This is a genomic window from Silanimonas lenta DSM 16282, assembly GCF_000429065.1.
In the GTDB taxonomy this organism is placed as follows: Bacteria; Pseudomonadota; Gammaproteobacteria; order Xanthomonadales; family Xanthomonadaceae; genus Silanimonas; species Silanimonas lenta.
This window is the reverse complement of sequence record NZ_AUBD01000011.1, coordinates 22,746-39,279: the sequence shown is the minus strand read 5'-3', so window position 1 is coordinate 39,279 and position 16,534 is coordinate 22,746. Positions and strand designations below refer to the sequence as shown.

The window sequence follows — 16,534 nt, the reverse complement described above, 5'->3', positions numbered from 1 at the left end:
TCAGGCTGGGAGGCTGGCGGCGAGCTCGCGCCAGCCCCCCAGGCGCGGCGCGAGCCCGGCCTCCTCCACCCAGGCCGCGTCGAGCTCGATGGCGCCCACCAGCGCCCGGGCGAGGTGCAGGGTGCCGACTACGTCGAGCCCGCGCCCGGGGAGCCGGCCGGGATGGTGGTGGTAGGCCACGGCCTCGACCATCTCCACCGGCAGGCCCCACAGGGCCATCAGCCCGGCGCCCAGCAGGGCGACGCGCGGGGCGCCCTGCCACAGCTCGCCGGGATACGGGGGCGCATTCAGCACCGAGCCCGGCAGCAGGGCGCCGAGATCGGCGAGCACTGCGGCGCTGCCGGCCAGTGCTGCCTCGCGCGGCGTGGGCGCGATGCGCGCGGCGAGCTGTGCCGCCCGCAGGCCCAGCGTCTCGGCCCGTACCGCTTCCGCGCCCGGCAGCCGGGCGAACACTTCACCGGCCAGTACCAGTTGCAGGATGGTCTGCAGCCCGAGCCGGGCGACGGCCTGGTCGAGGCTGTTGATCGGCCGGCCCCGGGTGTAGAGGGCGGAGTTCGCCATCCGCAGCACCCGCGCGGCCAGAGCCGGGTCACGCTTCAGGGCCACCACGGCTTCTTCGAGGTCGGCGCCATCGTCGGCCATCACCATGCGCAGGCCGAGATAGGTGGCCGGCGAGCCGGGCAGGCGGTCGACGCGGCCGAGTTCGGCGCGCAGCGCGGCATCGCGCAGCAGGCTGCGCACCATCAGCAGGCGGCGCGCGGCGGCCCGCACGGCAGCGGCCTCGTAGGGGGCCGGAAGCACCTGCTGCACGGCCGGATGCGCGGCCAGGCGCTCGCCGAGCCGGGGGTCGATGCCGGCCGGCAGGGCCAGGATGCGCAGGGCCTCCGGGTGCACCTGCTGCACGCGCTGCAGCAGGGTGGCGCCGTCCATCGGGCCCGGGTCTGCGCCGCAGACCACGGCATCGAGGCCGCCGACCTCGGCCTGCTCGATGACTTCGGCCGGCGAGAGCCCGTCGAGCACGATCCAGTCGCCGGGCAGGGCGGCGGCGAGCGCGCGGAGCCGATCATGCGCGCTGGCATGATCGACCAGGGCCACGCGCAGGCTCATGCGGTCTCGAGGTCGGCCAGCTTCCCGGCCAGGCGCTGCCACTCGGGCAGCTTGTCGCGCAGGCCGGCGGCATCGAGCCAGGCCTCGTCGAGCGCGATGCCGCCCACCAGGGCATGCGCCACGTGCACGGCCCCCGGGATCCAGAAGCCGCGCTGGCGGCTGCGCGCCGGCTGCAGGTGGAAGGCCACGCCCTCGACGATCGGCATCGGCAGGCCCCAGAGGCCCAGCAGCCAGGCGCCGGCATCGGCATAGCTCGCCTGGCCGTCGTCGCCGCGGGCGTCCCGGAAGCCCGGCAGCAGGCGGCCCAGCTCGGCGAGCAGGGCCGCCGTGGACGCCATCTCGGCGCTGGGCCCGGGCAGCAGGCGGCTGGCGAGCTGCGAGGCGAAGAAGGCGCGGCGGCGGATGGCTTCGGCCTCGGGACCGTTGTTGGCCGAGAGCGCCTCGGCGGCCAGCACCACCCGGCGCAGGGTTTCGAGGCCGAGGCGCACCACCGCGGCCTTGAGGTCGGCCACCGGACGGCCCCCGGAGAAGAAGGCCGAATTACAGACCCGGAGCACCTTGGCCACCAGAGCCGGGTCCCGCGACAGCATCTGCACCACCTGCGCCGCCCCCACATTGGGGTCGGCGAGCGCCTTGGAGATGGCAAGGTAGGTATCGGGCGCCGGCGGCAGCTGGGCGATTGCGCCCACCTTGGCCTTGAGGTCGGGGTTGTCGAGTACCTCGAAGAGCTCGCCGATGCCTTCCACGGCTTCCACCAGGGCGCCGGCCTGCAGCGGCAGGCCGAGGTGGCGGTGAGCGATGTCGATGGCGCTGGCGCTGGGTTCGGCGCCGGGCGGCAGCAGCAGCAGGCGGACTGCCTGCGGATGCTTTTCACGGGCGCGGCGCAGCAGATCCACGCCGCGGGCCTCGCCGCCATCGACGGCGATCACGTCCACCCCGCGGCCTTCCAGCAGGGCCATGGCCTCGGCGGTCTCGCCCACCCATTCGACCTTCCACTCGAGGCCGAGCTGGGCCAGCGTCTCGGCCAGCTCGCTGCGGCGCTCGAGATCACGGCCGACGATGAGGACGAACATGCACAGGCTCCTTCTGGACGGGGGCGCGCCCCGGTCCCGCGGGGCGTTTCAGGATACGCCCGCCGGGGGGCGGCCGTCGCCCCGTCCGTGCCGGATCAGAACTTCGGCTTGTCGGCGTCCGGGGTGGCGTTGTAGCGGGCCACGCCGTCGAGGATCTCCCGGATCGCCGCCTCGCGGCCCTCCCAGCCCTCGACCTTCACCCACTTGCCCTTCTCGAGGTCCTTGTAGTGCTCGAAGAAGTGGCCGATGCGCTCCAGCCAGTGGCTGGAGACCTGCGAGATGTCGGTGATGTGCTCGTAGCCCTTGAACACCTTGGGCACCGGCACCGCCACCAGCTTGGTGTCCTCGCCGGCCTCGTCGGTCATCTTCAGCATGCCCACCGGGCGGCAGCGGATCACCGAGCCGGGCACCAGGGTCAGGGGCAGGATCACCAGTACGTCCACCGGATCGCCATCGCCGCACAGCGTATGCGGCACATAGCCGTAGTTGCAGGGATAGCGCATCGGGGTGGAGAGGATGCGGTCGACGAAGATCGCGCCGGTCTCCTTGTCCACCTCGTACTTCACCGGCTCGGCATCCTTCGGGATCTCGATGATGACGTTGATCTCGTTCGGCACGTCGCGGCCGGTGGGGACGAGGCTGAGGCCCATGGGAACTCCTTGGAGGATCGGCCGGGCCGCAGGGCCCGGCGGGGGTGGAGGAAGGGCGCGAAGTCTACACCCCGGGCGTTGAATCCGGGCTCGAACGGCCGCCCAGCCGCCGTGCGCAAGGCCGGAAACACGAAGCCCCGGTTTCCCGGGGCTTCGACGTTCCAATGGCATTACTCGGCGGTCGTCAGAGCAAGGGCACCAGCAGCAGGGCCACGATGTTGATGATCTTGATCAAGGGGTTGATGGCCGGGCCTGCGGTGTCCTTGTAGGGGTCGCCCACGGTATCCCCGGTCACCGCGGCCTTGTGGGCGTCAGAGCCCTTGCCGCCATGGTGGCCTTCCTCGATGTACTTCTTGGCATTGTCCCAGGCGCCACCGCCGGTGCACATCGAGATCGCCACGAACAGGCCGGTGACGATGGTGCCCATCAAGAGGCCGCCGAGCGCGGCCGGTCCCAGCAGCACGCCGACCAGGATCGGCACCACCAGCGGCAGCATCGAGGGGAAGACCATCTCCTTGATGGCCGACTTCGTGAGCAGGTCCACCGCCCGGTCATACTCGGGCTTCCCGGTGCCCTCCATGATCCCGGCGATCTCGCGGAACTGGCGCCTTACCTCCTCCACCACGCTGCCCGCGGCGCGGCCCACCGCCTGCATGGCATAGGCGCCGAACAGGTAGGGGATCATGCCGCCGATCAGCAGGCCGATCAGCACCTCAGGGCGGTCGATGGAAAAGTCGATCACGTCCTGTCCGAACTTCTCGTCCAGCTTGTGCGAGTAGTCGGCGAACAGCACCAGCGCGGCAAGGCCCGCCGAACCGATGGCATAGCCCTTGGTGACGGCCTTGGTGGTATTGCCCACGGCGTCGAGCGCATCGGTGGTCTTGCGGATCTCGCGGTCGAGGCCCGACATCTCGGCAATGCCGCCGGCGTTGTCGGTGATCGGGCCATAGGCGTCCAGCGCCACGATCATGCCGGCCATCGAGAGCATCGAGGTGGCGGCAATCGCGATGCCGAACAGGCCGCCGAGGCTGTAGCAGCCCCAGATCGCCGCTGCCACCACCAGCACCGGCGCGGCGGTGGATTTCATCGACACTGCGAGCCCAGCGATCACGTTGGTGCCGTGGCCGGTCTCGGAGGCCTTCGCCACCTGCCGCACCGGGCCGAATTCGGTGGCGGTGTAGTACTCGGTGATCACCACCATGGCCGCCGTGAGCACGAGGCCGGCAAGCGCGCAGAGAAAGACCGGCAGCGCCTTCCCAGTGGGCATCATCGCCTCGGTGACGAACCAGAAACCGATTGCCGCCAGCACCGCCGAGGCCATCAGGCCCTTGTACAGCGCCTTCATGATCCGGCCATCGCTGCCCACCTTCACGAAGAAGGTGCCGAGGATCGAGGCCACGATCGAGACCGCGCCGAGCACCATCGGGTAGAGCACGCCGGAGAAGCCATAGGTGCTGAAGTAGATGCCGGCGATCAGCATTGCCGCGATGATGGTGACGGCGTAGGTCTCGAACAGGTCGGCGGCCATGCCGGCGCAGTCGCCGACGTTGTCGCCCACGTTGTCGGCGATCACCGCCGGGTTGCGCGGATCGTCCTCCGGGATGCCGGCCTCGACCTTGCCCACGAGATCGGCGCCCACGTCGGCGCCCTTGGTGAAGATGCCGCCGCCGAGCCGGGCGAAGATCGAGATCAGCGAGCTGCCGAAAGCGAGCCCGATCATCGGCTGCAGGGCCTGTTTCGCCGCCTCCTCGCTGCCGGCCGCGCCGCCCACCAGCCAGAAGTAGCCGGCCACGCCGAGCAGGCCGAGGCCGACCACCAGCAGGCCGGTGATGGCGCCGCCCCGGAAGCTCACCGCCAGCGCGGCATCAAGGCCCTTGGTGGCGGCCTGGGTGGTGCGGACGTTGGCGCGCACCGAGACGAACATGCCGATGAAACCGGCCACGCCCGAGAGCACGGCGCCGATGGCAAAGCCGATGGCCGTGGCCCAGCCGAGCGGCGGCACGAGGCCGATGACGAGGAAGAGCACCCCGCCGACGAGGGCGATGGTGCCGTACTGCCGGCGCAGGTAGGCGCCGGCGCCTTCCTGGATGGCGGCCGCGATGGCCTGCATGCGCTCGTTCCCCGCGCCCTGCGCGAGGATCCAGCGTGATGAAAGCACTCCGTAGACGATGGCAAGCGCCGCGCAGGCGACTGCGATGGTGATGCCGTGCTGCTCCAACATCCTGACCTCCCCTCAAAGATTCCGGATAACGGACGACCGACACGCAAAGGCGGCTTCTCGCCGCCCTGCGCCCGAGTATTGCCGAAGGGGGAGCGCCCTGCCACCGGAGTCCGTGCTGCGGTGCAGAAAGCGCCTGGGGCCTGCGTCTTTGCCCTGTGCTGCGCTGCGGCAGGCCGGGTTCAGGCCAGCGTGCCCTGCCGGAGGAAGCTGGTGGCGAAACGGGTGGCGTCGGTGGGCCGCCCGAGGTGATAGCCCTGCAGCAGGGCGCAGTTGCGGGTGATGAGGTAGCGGGCCTGGTCCTCGGTCTCCACGCCCTCGGCCACCACGGTAAGCCCGAAGTGCCGGCCCATGGCGAGGATGGCATCGACGATGGCGGCATCGTTGGCATCGGTGCCGAGGTCGCGCACGAAGGCCTTGTCGATCTTCAGGCCATCGGCCGGCAGGCGTTTCAGGTAGGCCATCGAGGAGTAACCGGTGCCGAAATCATCGATGTAGAAGCGCACCCCGCGCGAGCGCAGGGACTTCATCCGCTCGATCGCGGTGTCGATGTCGCCCAGCACCACGCCTTCGGTGATCTCCAGCACCAGCATCGAGGGCGGCACCTCGAAGGCATGCAGGGCCTTGATCAGCTTGTCCTCGAAGTCGGGGGCGCGGAACTGCCGCGGACTGATGTTCACGCTGACGTACTGCTGTGGGCCGAGCAGCCCCGCCTCGCGCCAGGCGCGGATCTGGCCGAGCACGGTGCGCAGCACCCAGTCGCCGAGCTCGATGATGAGGCCGCTTTCCTCGCACAGCGGGATGAACTGCGCCGGCGAGACCGGGCCGCGCACCGGATGGGTCCAGCGCACCAGGGCCTCGGCCCCGCGCACCCCGCCATGCGCATCCACCAGCGGCTGGTAGGCCATGTCCAGCCCGCCTTCCGAGAGCGCGTGGCGCAGGTCGGTCTCGAGGGCATGGCGCTCCTCCATGGCCTCGAGCAGCCCGCGCTCGAAGAAATGGATGGTGTTCCGGCCCTCGGTCTTGGCCTGGTACATCGCCGTGTCGGCATACTTGATCAGGTTCTCCGGCGTGCCGTGCTCGTCGGGGAACAGGGCCACGCCGATGCTGGCCGAGAGCCGGAACACCTCGTCGCGCACCACGATCGGCTCGGCCAGGGCGAGGCGCAGCTTCTCGGCGGCGATCCGGGCGTTCGCCGCGGCCCTCTCGCGCAGTTCGCCCAGCATCGGCAGCACGGCCACGAACTCGTCGCCCCCCAGCCGGGCCACCAGGTCCACCTCGCGCAGCTGCGAGCGCAGGCGCCGGGCCACCTCGATCAGTACCGCATCGCCGATGCTGTGGCCGCGGGCATCGTTGAGGGTCTTGAAGTGGTCGAGGTCGATGAACAGCATCGCCCCGTGGGTACCGCTGCGCTCGGCCACCGCCAGCTCATGCGAGAGCCGCTGGAACAACAGGCGGCGGTTCGGCAGGTTGGTCAGGGCATCGTGGTTGGCGAGGTGGTCGGCCGCGGCTTCGGCGCGCAGCCGGGCGGCGATGTCGGCCTGCAGCTTGGTATTGGCCTCCGCGAGGTCGCGGTAGGCGCTGCGCAGGCTGCTGCGCATGGTTTCCAGGGCGTCCATCACCCGGTCGATCTCGTCGCCGCCGCCGGCGGCCGGAGCGCGGACGCGGAAGCTGGACGATTCGTCGCGCAGGTCGAAACGCTCGGCGGCGCGGGCCAGCGCCGAGAGGTGGCGGGTCACGATCTGCCGCACCACCAGCAGCAGCACCAGGCTGATCAGCAGGGTGATACCGGCCTGGGTGAAGAGGATGCCAAGGGCACGGTCGCGGGCTTCGGCCTGTACCGCACCGATGTCCAGCTCCAGGAGCAGGCTGCCGAGTAGGGCATCCTCGCCATCGCGCCGGTAGTGCAGCGGCAGGCGTTCAGTACGGCTCTCGCCGGCGGCATGCTCGCCGAGCCGGGCCCGTACCGTGCCGTCGCTGCCGTCGGCGGCCAGTTCGCGCACCTCGACCGAAGCGATGAAGGGACGCTGCCGGATGGCGTCGAGCTGCAGCCGCAGCTGGGCATCGTCGTAGTTCCACAGCGAGAGCGCGATCGGCTCCAGGGTGGCCCGGCCGAGCTGTTCCACTTCACGGTCGAGCTGGGCGAGCTGGCCGCGGTAGCCGGCCCAGGCCTCGATCGCGGCGAAGGCCGTGCTCACCACCAGGCTGGTGCCGAGCATGAACAGGAACAGCCGCGCCCCGATGCCGCGCAGGGGCGCGCGCAGCCGGCGGATCACCCCTTGCTGGCCTCGCGATGGCTCGGACATGCGGCTTCGGTGCTCCGGCGGCGGTACGGCCAGCATAGTCTCCCGGCCGGGCCTGTCCAGCACCCGCGGCCCGCCTTCAGTTCACTTCGACCATGCCGGCAGCTTCTTCGCCAGCAGGGGCAGGCGCGGGCGGACGAAGGCCGGCAGGCCATCCTTGCCGTAGGGGGGCGGGGCTTCGCCGCGGACCAGCGGTTCGAGGTAGCGGCGGCAGGCCTCGCTGATGCCGAAGCCGTCCTTGCGGATGAAGGCCTCCGGCAGGGTCTTCTCGCGGTTGGCGATCTCGGAGAGCGGATGCGGCACGATCTTCCAGCGGTAGGGCGCATCGCTGGTGCGCTGGATCGTCGGCATCACGCCGTTTCTCCCGGCAAGTGCCAGCTCCACCGCCGCCTTGCCCACCGCCATGGCCTGCCGCAGGTCGGTCTTGCTGGCCAGATGCCGGGCCGAGCGCTGCAGGTAGTCCGGCACCGTCCAGTGCACCTTCACGCCCAGCCTGTCCTTGCACAGGGCCGCCAGCATCGGGCCCACGCCGCCGAGCTGGGAATGGCCGAAGGCGTCCTTGCCGCCCGCCTCGGCCACGAAGCGGCCATCGGCATGGCGGATGCCCTCGGAGACCACGACGACGCAGTGCCCCACCTTCTCCACCACGGCCTTCACCCTGGCGAGGAAGGCGGCCTCGTCGAAGGCGCGTTCGGGGAACAGGATGAGGTGCGGGGCCTCGTCCTCGCCGCGGCCGGCGAGGCCCGCGGCCGCGGCCAGCCAGCCGGCATGACGGCCCATCACCTCGTAGACGAAGACCTTGGTCGAGGTATCGGCCATGGCGGCCACGTCGAGCGCCGCCTCGGCCACCGAGACCGCGGTGTATTTCGCCGCCGAGCCAAAGCCGGGGCAGCAGTCGGTCACCACGAGGTCGTTGTCCACGGTCTTCGGCACGCCCACGCAGGTGAGCGGGTAGCCCAGCTCCGAGGCCACCTGGGAGAGCTTGAGGGCGGTATCGGCCGAATCGTTGCCGCCGTTGTAGAGGAACCAGCGGATGTCGTGGGCGCGGAAGACCTCGATCAGGCGCTCGTACTGGGCGCGGTCCTGCTCGATGGATTTCAGCTTGAAGCGGCAGCTGCCGAAGGCGCCGCCAGGGGTATGGGCGAGGCCCCTGATCTCGGCGGGCTTGAGCTTGCGGGTGTCGTAGAGCTCCTCGCGCAGGGCGCCGAGGATGCCGTTCTTCGCCCACAGGGCGGGCACCCGGTGGGCACGGGCGGTGGCCAGCACGGCGCTGGCGGTGGCATTGATGACGGCAGTCACGCCGCCGGACTGGGCATAGAGCAGCTGGCCTTTGGGCATGGGGGGTCTCCAGGGAATGGTTTGACTTCACCACCCGGGGCGGCTAGCGTGCAAGCGTCCGCACGGCCTGTCGGCGGCCCCCCAGCATCCGGACGGGGGTGAAGACGGTGCCGTGCGTCATCGTTTATGGAGCCTCCCAGATGCGACTCGTCTTCCTCGGCGCCCCCGGTTCGGGCAAGGGCACGCAAGCAGCCAAGCTGCGCGAGCACTTCGACATCGCCCACATCTCCACCGGTGACCTGCTGCGCGCCGCGGTGAAAGAGGGCACGCCGCTCGGCCTGCAGGCCAAGGCGGTGATGGATGCGGGGCAGCTGGTGTCCGACGAGATTGTGCTTGGCATGCTCGAGGAGCGTCTCGCCAGGCCGGACACCGCCAAGGGCTTCATCCTCGACGGCTACCCGCGCAACCTGGCCCAGGCCGATGCCCTGGAAGGCCTACTGGCGCGCCTGGGCCAGCCGCTTGACGCGGTGGTGAAGTTCGAGGTGCCCAACGAGGTCATCGTCGGCCGCTGCGAGATCCGTTATGCCGCCGAGGGCCGGGCCGACGATCATCCAGAGACGGTGCGCAAGCGGCTTGCCGTCTACGCCGAACAGACGGCGCCGGTGGCCGGTTTCTACCAGGCGCGCGGGCGCCTCGTCGTGGTCGATGGTGTCGGCCCGGTGGACGAGGTCTTCCAGCGCATCGTCTCGGCCCTGCCCGCGCGCTGAACCCGCTTGCGTCTCCACATCCTCGGCATCTGCGGCACCTTCATGGGCGGCGTGGCCGCCCTGGCGCGCGAGCTCGGCCACGCCGTCGAAGGCAGCGACCAGAACGTCTACCCGCCGATGAGCACCCAGCTCGAGCAGCTGGGCATCGCACTGGCCTCGGGTTATGCGCCGTCGAACCTCGGCTCCGGCGTCGATGAGGTCGTGATCGGAAACGCGCTGTCGCGCGGCAACCCCGCGGTGGAGCATGTGCTGGATGCCGGTCTGCCCTACACCTCGGGCGCCCAGTGGCTCGCCGAGCACGTGCTGCGCGGCCGCGAGACCCTGGCGGTGGCCGGCACCCACGGCAAGACCACCACCACCGCGCTGCTGGCCTGGCTGCTCGAGTTCGCTGGCCGCGCCCCGGGCTTCCTCGTGGGCGGCGTGCCGGGGAACTTCGGCGTCTCGGCGCGGCTCGGCACGGGGCGCGAGTTCGTCGTCGAGGCCGACGAGTACGACACCGCCTTCTTCGACAAGCGCAGCAAGTTCGTGCACTACCGCCCCACGGTGGCGGTGCTGAACAACCTCGAGTACGACCACGCCGACATCTTCCCCGACCTCGCGGCGATCCAGCGGCAGTTCCACCATCTCGTGCGCACCGTGCCGGGCCGCGGGCGGCTCATCGTCAATGGTGAGGACCCGGCGCTGGCCGCCGTGCTGGCCATGGGCTGCTGGACTCCGGTGGAGCGTTTCGGCCTCGTCGATGCGGAAGGCCAGCCCGAGGCGCTGCTACCGGAGGGCTGGGTGCTCGACTGGACCGCGCGCCTGCTGGTGGCCGATGGCTCCCGATTCCTCATCGCCCATCGCGGCGTCGAGCTCGGCACCGTGGAGTGGTCGCTGCTCGGCCGCCACAACGTGATGAATGCACTCGCTGCGCTGGCCGCCGCATCGGCGGTGGGCTGCGACGCCCGCGCCCTGCTGCCGGCCTTCGCCGGTTTCGCCAGCGCCAAGCGCCGCCTCGAGGTGGTGGGTACGGCGCGGGGCGTCACGGTCTACGACGATTTCGCCCACCATCCCACCGCCATCCACACCACGCTGGCGGGCCTGCGCGCCCGGGTCGGCGGTGCACGGGTGATCGCGGTGCTGGAGCCGCGCAGCAACTCCATGCGGCTGGGCGCCCATGCCGACGCGCTGGCGCCCGCGCTCGATCCGGCCGATGCCACCGTGTTCCTGCATCGTCCGAATCTGCCCTGGGATGCCGCGAAGGTGGTGGCCGCGGTGCGTGGCATTGCCCGCACGGTGCCCGACGTGGAGCGCCTCGTGGCCACCCTCGCCGCCGAAGTGCGGGAGGGCGACCATGTCGTGTTCATGTCGAATGGCGGCTTCGAGAACGCCCCGCGGCGCTTCCTCGCCGCGCTGCAGGCCTGAGCGAGGGCTTGGGGCCGTGCCGGCAGGGCCTCAGGCGGCCAGCAGCCGCCAGCCCAGCCAGAGCGGCACACCGGCATAGAACACGAGGCGGGCGAGCCATTCGCTGCCTTCGCGCAGGGTTTGCGCGGCGCTCGGCGCGAGCAGGGCCGCTGCGAGCTGGAAGGCCTCGACGAGCAACCGCAGCGCGGCGGCGAGCAGCATCAGGCCCAGTGACCAGGCGCCCCACCAGAGGAGCAGCCCGGAAAGCCAGGCGCCGGGGCCGTAGGTCAGCCACTCGCCGAAGGGCCCGCCGAAGGCGATCACCTGGTGCAGGCGGAAGGCGACGAGGGCTGGCAGCAGCGGGAACAGGCCGAACTTCAGCAGGCCGTGGTCGAGCCCGGGCCGGCGCGCCCGTTGCCTCGCGCTGGCGAGCCGGGCGAGGAGGGGCAGGCCGGCCTCATCCGCGGGGGAACCCGCTGCTTCCATGCGCTCGCCGCGACCAAGCGCGGCGCGCAGGGCCGCAAGCTCGCTGCTGCCGATGCCAAGGCGCCTTCCCGAGGCGAGCACGAGATCGCCGCCGGGCAGCGGCAGGGGCAGGGCCCAGGGCTGGACTCCCGTGATCGATGCCAGCGGCACCTCGGTGCGCTGGCGGCGGCCCTCGATCACCAGGCTCCCGCCCTCGAGGCCGAGCCGGGCGCGGAAGGCATGGCCGAGTGCCCAGGCGAGGACGAGCGGGGTCAGCACCGCGCTGGCGTAGAGCGTGAGCTGGGAGAGGCTCTGCACCTGCCAGCCGATCCGCGTGGCCATGCCGTGCGTCAGGGCCACGAGGCCAAGGCCGGCGACGACGCGCAGCAGGGCGATGGCAAGCCGCGCCCAGCCCGGCGCATACAGCACGGGCAAGCCGGCGGTGGCCACCCCGCCCGGCGGGAGCCGCAGGCGTTCCGGCGGCCAGGGCCGGGTGGGTGCCGGCGCGAAGCGACGCCACAGCCCGAGCAGGCCGAGCACGGCGAGCAGGCCGGCCCCGGCCCGCCCCACCCAGTCGCCCCAGGCCACCATCAGCGTGGGTAGGGGCGAAGCGGCACTGATCGTGCCGGTGAGCACCGCCTGCTGCCCCATTTCGGTACGCGCCACCACCGCGCCGCTGGCATCGACGATGGCCGAGAGGCCGTTGGTGGTGACGCGCAGCTGCGGCAGCCGGGTCTCGATGCTGCGGAAGCGGGCCACCGCGAGATGCAGGCGTGCCCCCTGCGGGGTGTGGGTGAACCAGCTGTCGTTCGACAGCCCGAGCAGGGCCTGCGCGCCCTGCCGCGCGCCTTCGAGGGCGAGGCCGGGGCGGGTGTCGTCGAGGCAGATCAGCGGCAGCACTTCCACCTCGCGGCCATCGCGGTGGCGCAGCGGCAGCACGCGGGCGCCGTCGCCGGCGCGCCAGCCTCCGGCCCAGGGCAGCAGGCGGCGGAAGGCTGGCCCCTCGAGCCAGTCCGGCACGTGCTCGGTGAGCGGGAAGGGATGGGTCTTGCGGTAGCGGCCAAGCAGGCCCCGCCCCGGCTCGAGGAAGACCGCCACGTTGTACTCGCCCCGCGCATCGCGCTCGTAGCTGCCGAAGACCAGCGGCACGCCGGTGACATCGACGAAGCCTTGGATCTCGCGGTCGAGCAGGGCGGCATCCTCGCTGCGTGGCTGGCCGAAGGTGGTGGGGTAGACCGTCTCCGACCAGAGCAGGGCCTCGGCGCCGTGGTCGCGGATCGCCGAGAAGCCGAGGGCGTAGTGGGTGTCCAGCACCTCGCGCACCACGTCATAGGCGCTGCTTTCGCGGCGCCGGCGTTCGTAGTCGGTGAGGTTCGACTGCACCATGGCCACGCGCAGGGCCGGGGCGGAGGCCGCTTCCGCCATCGCCGCCTCCACCTGCGGCAGGCGCCAGGCGCCGTAGAGCGCGAGCCCGGCGGCGAGGCTGACCGCCGCGAGCAGGGGCCGGGCGAGGCGGGCGGCCCCGGCATGGCGCTGCTGCCAGGCCCGGGCCAGTGCCTCGTTCGCCAGCAGCAGCACCACGGTGAGGCCGGTGGCACCGCCGAGGTCGGCGGCCTGCCGCAGCCAGGCCGAGCCGTGCAGGCCGTGGCCCAGGGTGTCGCCGAGCAGCTTCGGCAGCAGGGCCTCGCTGGCCACCCAGGCCGCGGCGGCGGCCAGCGCCCGCAGTGCCGGGCCGTGCCCGCGCGCCCACCAGCGCACCAGCGCGAAGGCGAGCAGCTGTGGCTGCAGCAGCGGGCCTGCCAGCACCACGAGGGCGATGCCGGCCAGGCTGCCCAATCCGGTGAACGTGCCCAGCGCGGCCCCGAACCAGGCGAAGGCGGCGGCGCTGAAGGCAAAGCCCATCAGCAGGGCGGAAAGCAGCACGCCGCGCCCGCTTCGTGCGCGGTCGAGGACGAGCAGCCAGGGCACCAGCAGCACGAAGCCGAGCGGCCAGGCCGCCTCGACGTGGGCATAGACGGAAAGCAGGAGCGCACTGGCGAGGATGCCGGCCAGCAGGGTGGTGAAGGGGCCGAGGCGTTGGCCGCGAAGCGGGCGCAGCCACGCACCGGCCGAAGGGTCGGGAGTCAAGGCATCGGGTCCTTGCAGCGGGGGTCAGGGCCTGGGCGGGCCGACCCAGCGGATCGGCAGGCCGGGCGGGGCGTGCTCGGGCGGCACCACGCGGTCGGCGCTCACCGGCAGGGGCTGGCCGTCGGGGCCACGAGGCACCACGTCCGGCGAGAACATCAGGATCGGCTCCAGCGGCTCGCCCTCGTCGGTGAACTGGTGGTGGCGCACATAGCCCGGGGGCAGCGCGAAGTCGGGTGGCACGGCAAGCCCGGCGATCACCGGCATGGTGCCCGGCGGGTTGAAGGCGCCGAGCCCTTCGTGGATGCCGGCCTCATTGAGGGCGCGGATCACGTTGGCCGCGCTCGGGGCCGGGTCGCCCGGGCGCACGTAGCTGGCGAGGTCGTCGGGATCGAAGGCCGGGCGCGGGTCGTGCAGCTCGGGCGAATCGCTGTTCCAGGAAGGGCTGGCGTAGTACACCGTCGCTGCGGATGGAGTAGGCCTTTCCGTGCCGGCCACGACCTGCCCTCCGCTGGTCCGGCCTGGTGCAGGGGGAGGCGGTCGATCAGATGGTTGGAGCAAGGGGGCGAGCGCCAGGCCCAAGACCACGAGTGCGGCGACGGTGGCGGCGAGCCGCCACCGTCGGCCGCCTTCGCGGCGGGGCCTGGGTGGGATCCGCAGGCCGTCGTTCTGCATTGCGGTCAGGGGCTCGCCGGGTTGTACACCGAGAGCGCCCAGCCCATGCGCTCGTGGCCGAGCTGGTTCCAGATCGGGTTCCGGCCATTGGTGAAGCTGGTGTAGCGCGGCGCGCCGGAGCCGGTGGTGCCGCCGAACAGTCCGGCGGTGACGGTGCCCCCGGTGTAGGTGGGGTGCACGTCGTCCGACTGGATGTAGTCGAAGCTGCTGGAGGCCGTCACCATCTTGAAGTTGGCATCCCGCAGGGTGCCGCGCAGGGTCTGGGTGATGCGGGTGACGTAGGCGCTCTCGGTGTCGCCCGGGCGGTAGCGGATGGCCTCGGAATCGACCATGCCATCGCCATTGCTGTCGTAGTCGGCCGCCATGTACTGGGCGAAGCTGTCGGCGCACTGGAAGCCCTTCTGCCGGGCGTATTCGCACATCCAGTAGTTCATGCGCGCGAGCGCCGGCAGGAAGCGGTCGCGCAGGTTCACCGTCTGGCCGGTGGCCGCATCGCGGCAGCTGCTCTGCACGTTGTCGGCATTGAAGCCCGGGTAGTAGAGGTTGGAGATCACCTTCACCCGGGTGTTCGGGTGGGCATTGGCATTGATGTAGTCCATCGCCGCCGCGACATAGGTCTTGCAGTTGTTCACCGCGGTCTCAAGGCCGCTGTAGTTGCAGGTGCCGCTCTGGTTCTTGAAAGCGGTGCGGGCCTGCAGGCCGTCGTTGCCGCACATCTCGAAGGTCACCACGCGGGTGTTGCTGCTCTGCATCCAGCTGCGCTCGGCGACGATCTTGTTCTCGTACACGTCGCGGGCCACAGCGCCCGACTTGGCCCGGCGCACGCTCTGGATGTCGGCATTCCACAGGGCCGAGAGGTATTCGGCGTCCACCGTCGGCGCGGCGAAGCGCGCGGCATTGGTGGTCGAGCCGTTGTAGCCGGCGTAGATCGAATCGCCGTAGGCCACGAGGCGGTAGGTGGTGCTGGTGCCGGCGCGGTCGATGGTCCAGCTCACGTTCTGGTTGAGCGTGCTGGCGAAGGACGGCAGCGCCAGCGCGGCCAGCGCGAGGGCCGGTGCCCAGCGCCCGAGGGCGCGGAAAAGCGGTGTCTTCATCGAGGGATCCCCTGGTCGAGGGCCGGTTCCGGGGGCTCCGCCCCGGGTCGGCCATGGCATGGGGTGCCGGATGGCCCCCCGCGATCACGGCCCCGCTCCTCCCCCGGGCCCGCGATCGCGGAACGGACGCTAGCGTATGGATCCGGGGGCGGCAAGCCGCGCCCCCGGGCCGCGCCGTTGCTGACGCTTTTTCATGCTGCAAGGCAGCAATGTTTCCGGATGGAAATATTGCGTCGCAGCATGGTGCTTCTCCCGCCCGCAACCATCGCCTCAGTCGCGCAGGGGGATCGCGGGAAAGGCCGGTTCCGGATGAAGGCAGGCAGCGATTCCGGCATGCAGGGCCGCCAGCACGGCACGGGTGATGGCCTCCGTGCCGGCGCTGCCGCCGAGATCTTTGGGCCGTTTCCTCGGGTCATGTTCGCCTGCGGCCAGTACTCGGGCCACCGCCGCCTCGACGCAGGCCGCCTCGCGATGCAGGGAGAGCGAGTGCCGTAGCAGCAGGGCGGCGCTGAGGATGGCGGCGATGGGATTGGCGATGCCCTGGCCGGCGATGTCCGGGGCGCTGCCGTGGATCGGCTCGAAGAGCCCGCGGGTTCCCTCGCCGAGCGAGGCCGAGGGCAGCAGGCCCATCGAGCCGGCCAGCATCGCCGCCTCGTCGGTGAGGATGTCGCCGAACAGGTTTTCGGTCAGCACCACGTCGTAGGCGGCCGGACGGGCGATCAGGTGCATGGCCATGGAATCCACCAGCTGGTGCTCCAGCAGCACGTCCGGGTAATGGGTCTGGTGGACGCGGGTGGTGACCTCGCGCCAGAGCCGCGAGGTCTCCAGCACGTTCGCCTTGTCCACCGAGCAGACCCGGCCGCGGCGACCGCGGGCGAGGCGGAAGGCGACATGGGCCACGCGCTCGATCTCGGCCACGCTGTACTCGCACACGTCCACTGCGCGGTCGGCCTGGCGTTCCTTGCGGCCAAAATAGCTGCCGCCGGTGAGTTCGCGCACCACCATGAGATCGACGCCGCGCAGCACTTCGGGCTTGATCGCCGAGTGCGCCAGCGTGGCGGGGTGCGGCTTCACCGGCCGCAGGTTGGCGAACACGCCGAGCGCCTGGCGCAGGGCGAGCAGGCCCTGCTCCGGCCGCACCGGGGCCTTGGGATCGCTCCAGCGCGGCCCTCCCACTGCGCCCAGCAGCACGGCATCGGCGCGCTCGCAGGCGGCGAGCGTGGTCTCCGGTAGCGGGCTGCCGCAGGCCTCGATGGCGGCGCCGCCGATCAGGGCGTCCTCGAAGACGAAGCGATGGCCGAAGCCTTCGGCCACCGCTTGCAGCACGGCGACGGCGCTGGCGATGACCTCGGGGCCGATGCCATCGCCAGCGAGCACGGCGATGCGGGCACTCACGG

Annotated in this window: 12 protein-coding genes; 2 read left to right on the top strand and 10 right to left on the bottom strand. The window is 71.4% G+C overall.

Annotated features, from left to right (window positions below; genetic code table 11):
* The 6 genes from G408_RS0107005 to G408_RS0106980 form a co-directional block, all read right to left on the bottom strand.
* Window positions 1–1,107: an HDOD domain-containing protein gene (locus G408_RS0107005; RefSeq protein ID WP_028770514.1), complete on the bottom strand. Its 1,107-nt coding sequence runs from the start codon at window positions 1,105–1,107 to the stop codon at window positions 1–3.
* On the bottom strand, window positions 1,104–2,180 hold the full coding sequence (locus G408_RS0107000; RefSeq protein ID WP_028770513.1) for an HDOD domain-containing protein: 1,077 nt from the start codon (window positions 2,178–2,180) through the stop codon (window positions 1,104–1,106). The genes G408_RS0107005 and G408_RS0107000 overlap by 4 nt, the downstream gene beginning before the upstream one ends.
* A gap of 95 nt (window positions 2,181–2,275) precedes the next feature.
* Window positions 2,276–2,830 carry an inorganic diphosphatase gene (gene ppa, locus G408_RS0106995; RefSeq protein ID WP_028770512.1) on the bottom strand — a complete coding sequence of 185 codons (555 nt, stop codon included), beginning with the start codon at window positions 2,828–2,830 and terminating at the stop codon, window positions 2,276–2,278.
* A gap of 184 nt (window positions 2,831–3,014) precedes the next feature.
* Window positions 3,015–5,051 (bottom strand): sodium-translocating pyrophosphatase, encoded by a 2,037-nt coding sequence (locus G408_RS0106990; protein ID WP_028770511.1) that lies wholly within the window; start codon window positions 5,049–5,051, stop codon window positions 3,015–3,017.
* 179 nt (window positions 5,052–5,230) lie between these two features.
* Window positions 5,231–7,354 carry a putative bifunctional diguanylate cyclase/phosphodiesterase gene (locus tag G408_RS14765; RefSeq protein WP_051282717.1) on the bottom strand — a complete coding sequence of 708 codons (2,124 nt, stop codon included), beginning with the start codon at window positions 7,352–7,354 and terminating at the stop codon, window positions 5,231–5,233.
* A gap of 81 nt (window positions 7,355–7,435) precedes the next feature.
* A complete protein-coding gene (locus tag G408_RS0106980; RefSeq protein ID WP_028770510.1) occupies window positions 7,436–8,689 on the bottom strand; it encodes a 6-phosphofructokinase in 1,254 nt (417 codons plus the stop codon).
* 140 nt (window positions 8,690–8,829) lie between these two features.
* Between G408_RS0106980 and G408_RS0106975 the strand changes: the two genes are divergently transcribed.
* Entirely contained in the window at window positions 8,830–9,396 is a 567-nt protein-coding gene (locus G408_RS0106975; protein WP_028770509.1) for an adenylate kinase, read from the top strand.
* A 6-nt stretch (window positions 9,397–9,402) separates the two neighbouring features.
* Window positions 9,403–10,800 carry a UDP-N-acetylmuramate:L-alanyl-gamma-D-glutamyl-meso-diaminopimelate ligase gene (gene mpl / locus G408_RS0106970; RefSeq protein ID WP_028770508.1) on the top strand — a complete coding sequence of 466 codons (1,398 nt, stop codon included), beginning with the start codon at window positions 9,403–9,405 and terminating at the stop codon, window positions 10,798–10,800.
* 30 nt (window positions 10,801–10,830) lie between these two features.
* Here mpl and lnt read toward each other — a convergent pair whose 3' ends face one another.
* From lnt to leuB, 4 genes are all read right to left on the bottom strand, one after another.
* Window positions 10,831–13,371: an apolipoprotein N-acyltransferase gene (lnt, locus tag G408_RS13600; protein WP_051282715.1), complete on the bottom strand. Its 2,541-nt coding sequence runs from the start codon at window positions 13,369–13,371 to the stop codon at window positions 10,831–10,833.
* Between the two features lie 24 nt (window positions 13,372–13,395).
* Complete coding sequence (locus tag G408_RS14760) at window positions 13,396–13,827, bottom strand: hypothetical protein (RefSeq protein ID WP_051282714.1); 432 nt, start codon at window positions 13,825–13,827, stop codon at window positions 13,396–13,398.
* Between the two features lie 221 nt (window positions 13,828–14,048).
* On the bottom strand, window positions 14,049–15,137 hold the full coding sequence (locus G408_RS0106955; RefSeq protein WP_028770507.1) for an SGNH/GDSL hydrolase family protein: 1,089 nt from the start codon (window positions 15,135–15,137) through the stop codon (window positions 14,049–14,051).
* 270 nt (window positions 15,138–15,407) lie between these two features.
* Window positions 15,408–16,532, bottom strand: a complete 1,125-nt coding sequence (gene leuB / locus G408_RS13590) for a 3-isopropylmalate dehydrogenase (protein ID WP_051282736.1) — start codon at window positions 16,530–16,532, stop codon at window positions 15,408–15,410.
* Window positions 16,533–16,534 lie beyond the last annotated feature (2 nt).

Excerpts from the sequence above, each read along its gene's own strand:
- G408_RS14765 (WP_051282717.1), bottom strand. The coding sequence starts at position 7,354 with ATGTCCGAGCCATCGCGAGGCCAGCAAGGGGTGATCCGCCGGCTGCGC.
- G408_RS0107005 (WP_028770514.1), bottom strand. The coding sequence starts at position 1,107 with ATGAGCCTGCGCGTGGCCCTGGTCGATCATGCCAGCGCGCATGATCGG.
- G408_RS0106980 (WP_028770510.1), bottom strand. The coding sequence starts at position 8,689 with ATGCCCAAAGGCCAGCTGCTCTATGCCCAGTCCGGCGGCGTGACTGCC.
- G408_RS0107000 (WP_028770513.1), bottom strand. The coding sequence starts at position 2,180 with ATGTTCGTCCTCATCGTCGGCCGTGATCTCGAGCGCCGCAGCGAGCTG.
- G408_RS0106955 (WP_028770507.1), bottom strand. The coding sequence starts at position 15,137 with ATGAAGACACCGCTTTTCCGCGCCCTCGGGCGCTGGGCACCGGCCCTC.
- G408_RS0106975 (WP_028770509.1), top strand. The coding sequence starts at position 8,830 with ATGCGACTCGTCTTCCTCGGCGCCCCCGGTTCGGGCAAGGGCACGCAA.
- ppa (WP_028770512.1), bottom strand. The coding sequence starts at position 2,830 with ATGGGCCTCAGCCTCGTCCCCACCGGCCGCGACGTGCCGAACGAGATC.
- G408_RS0106990 (WP_028770511.1), bottom strand. The coding sequence starts at position 5,051 with ATGTTGGAGCAGCACGGCATCACCATCGCAGTCGCCTGCGCGGCGCTT.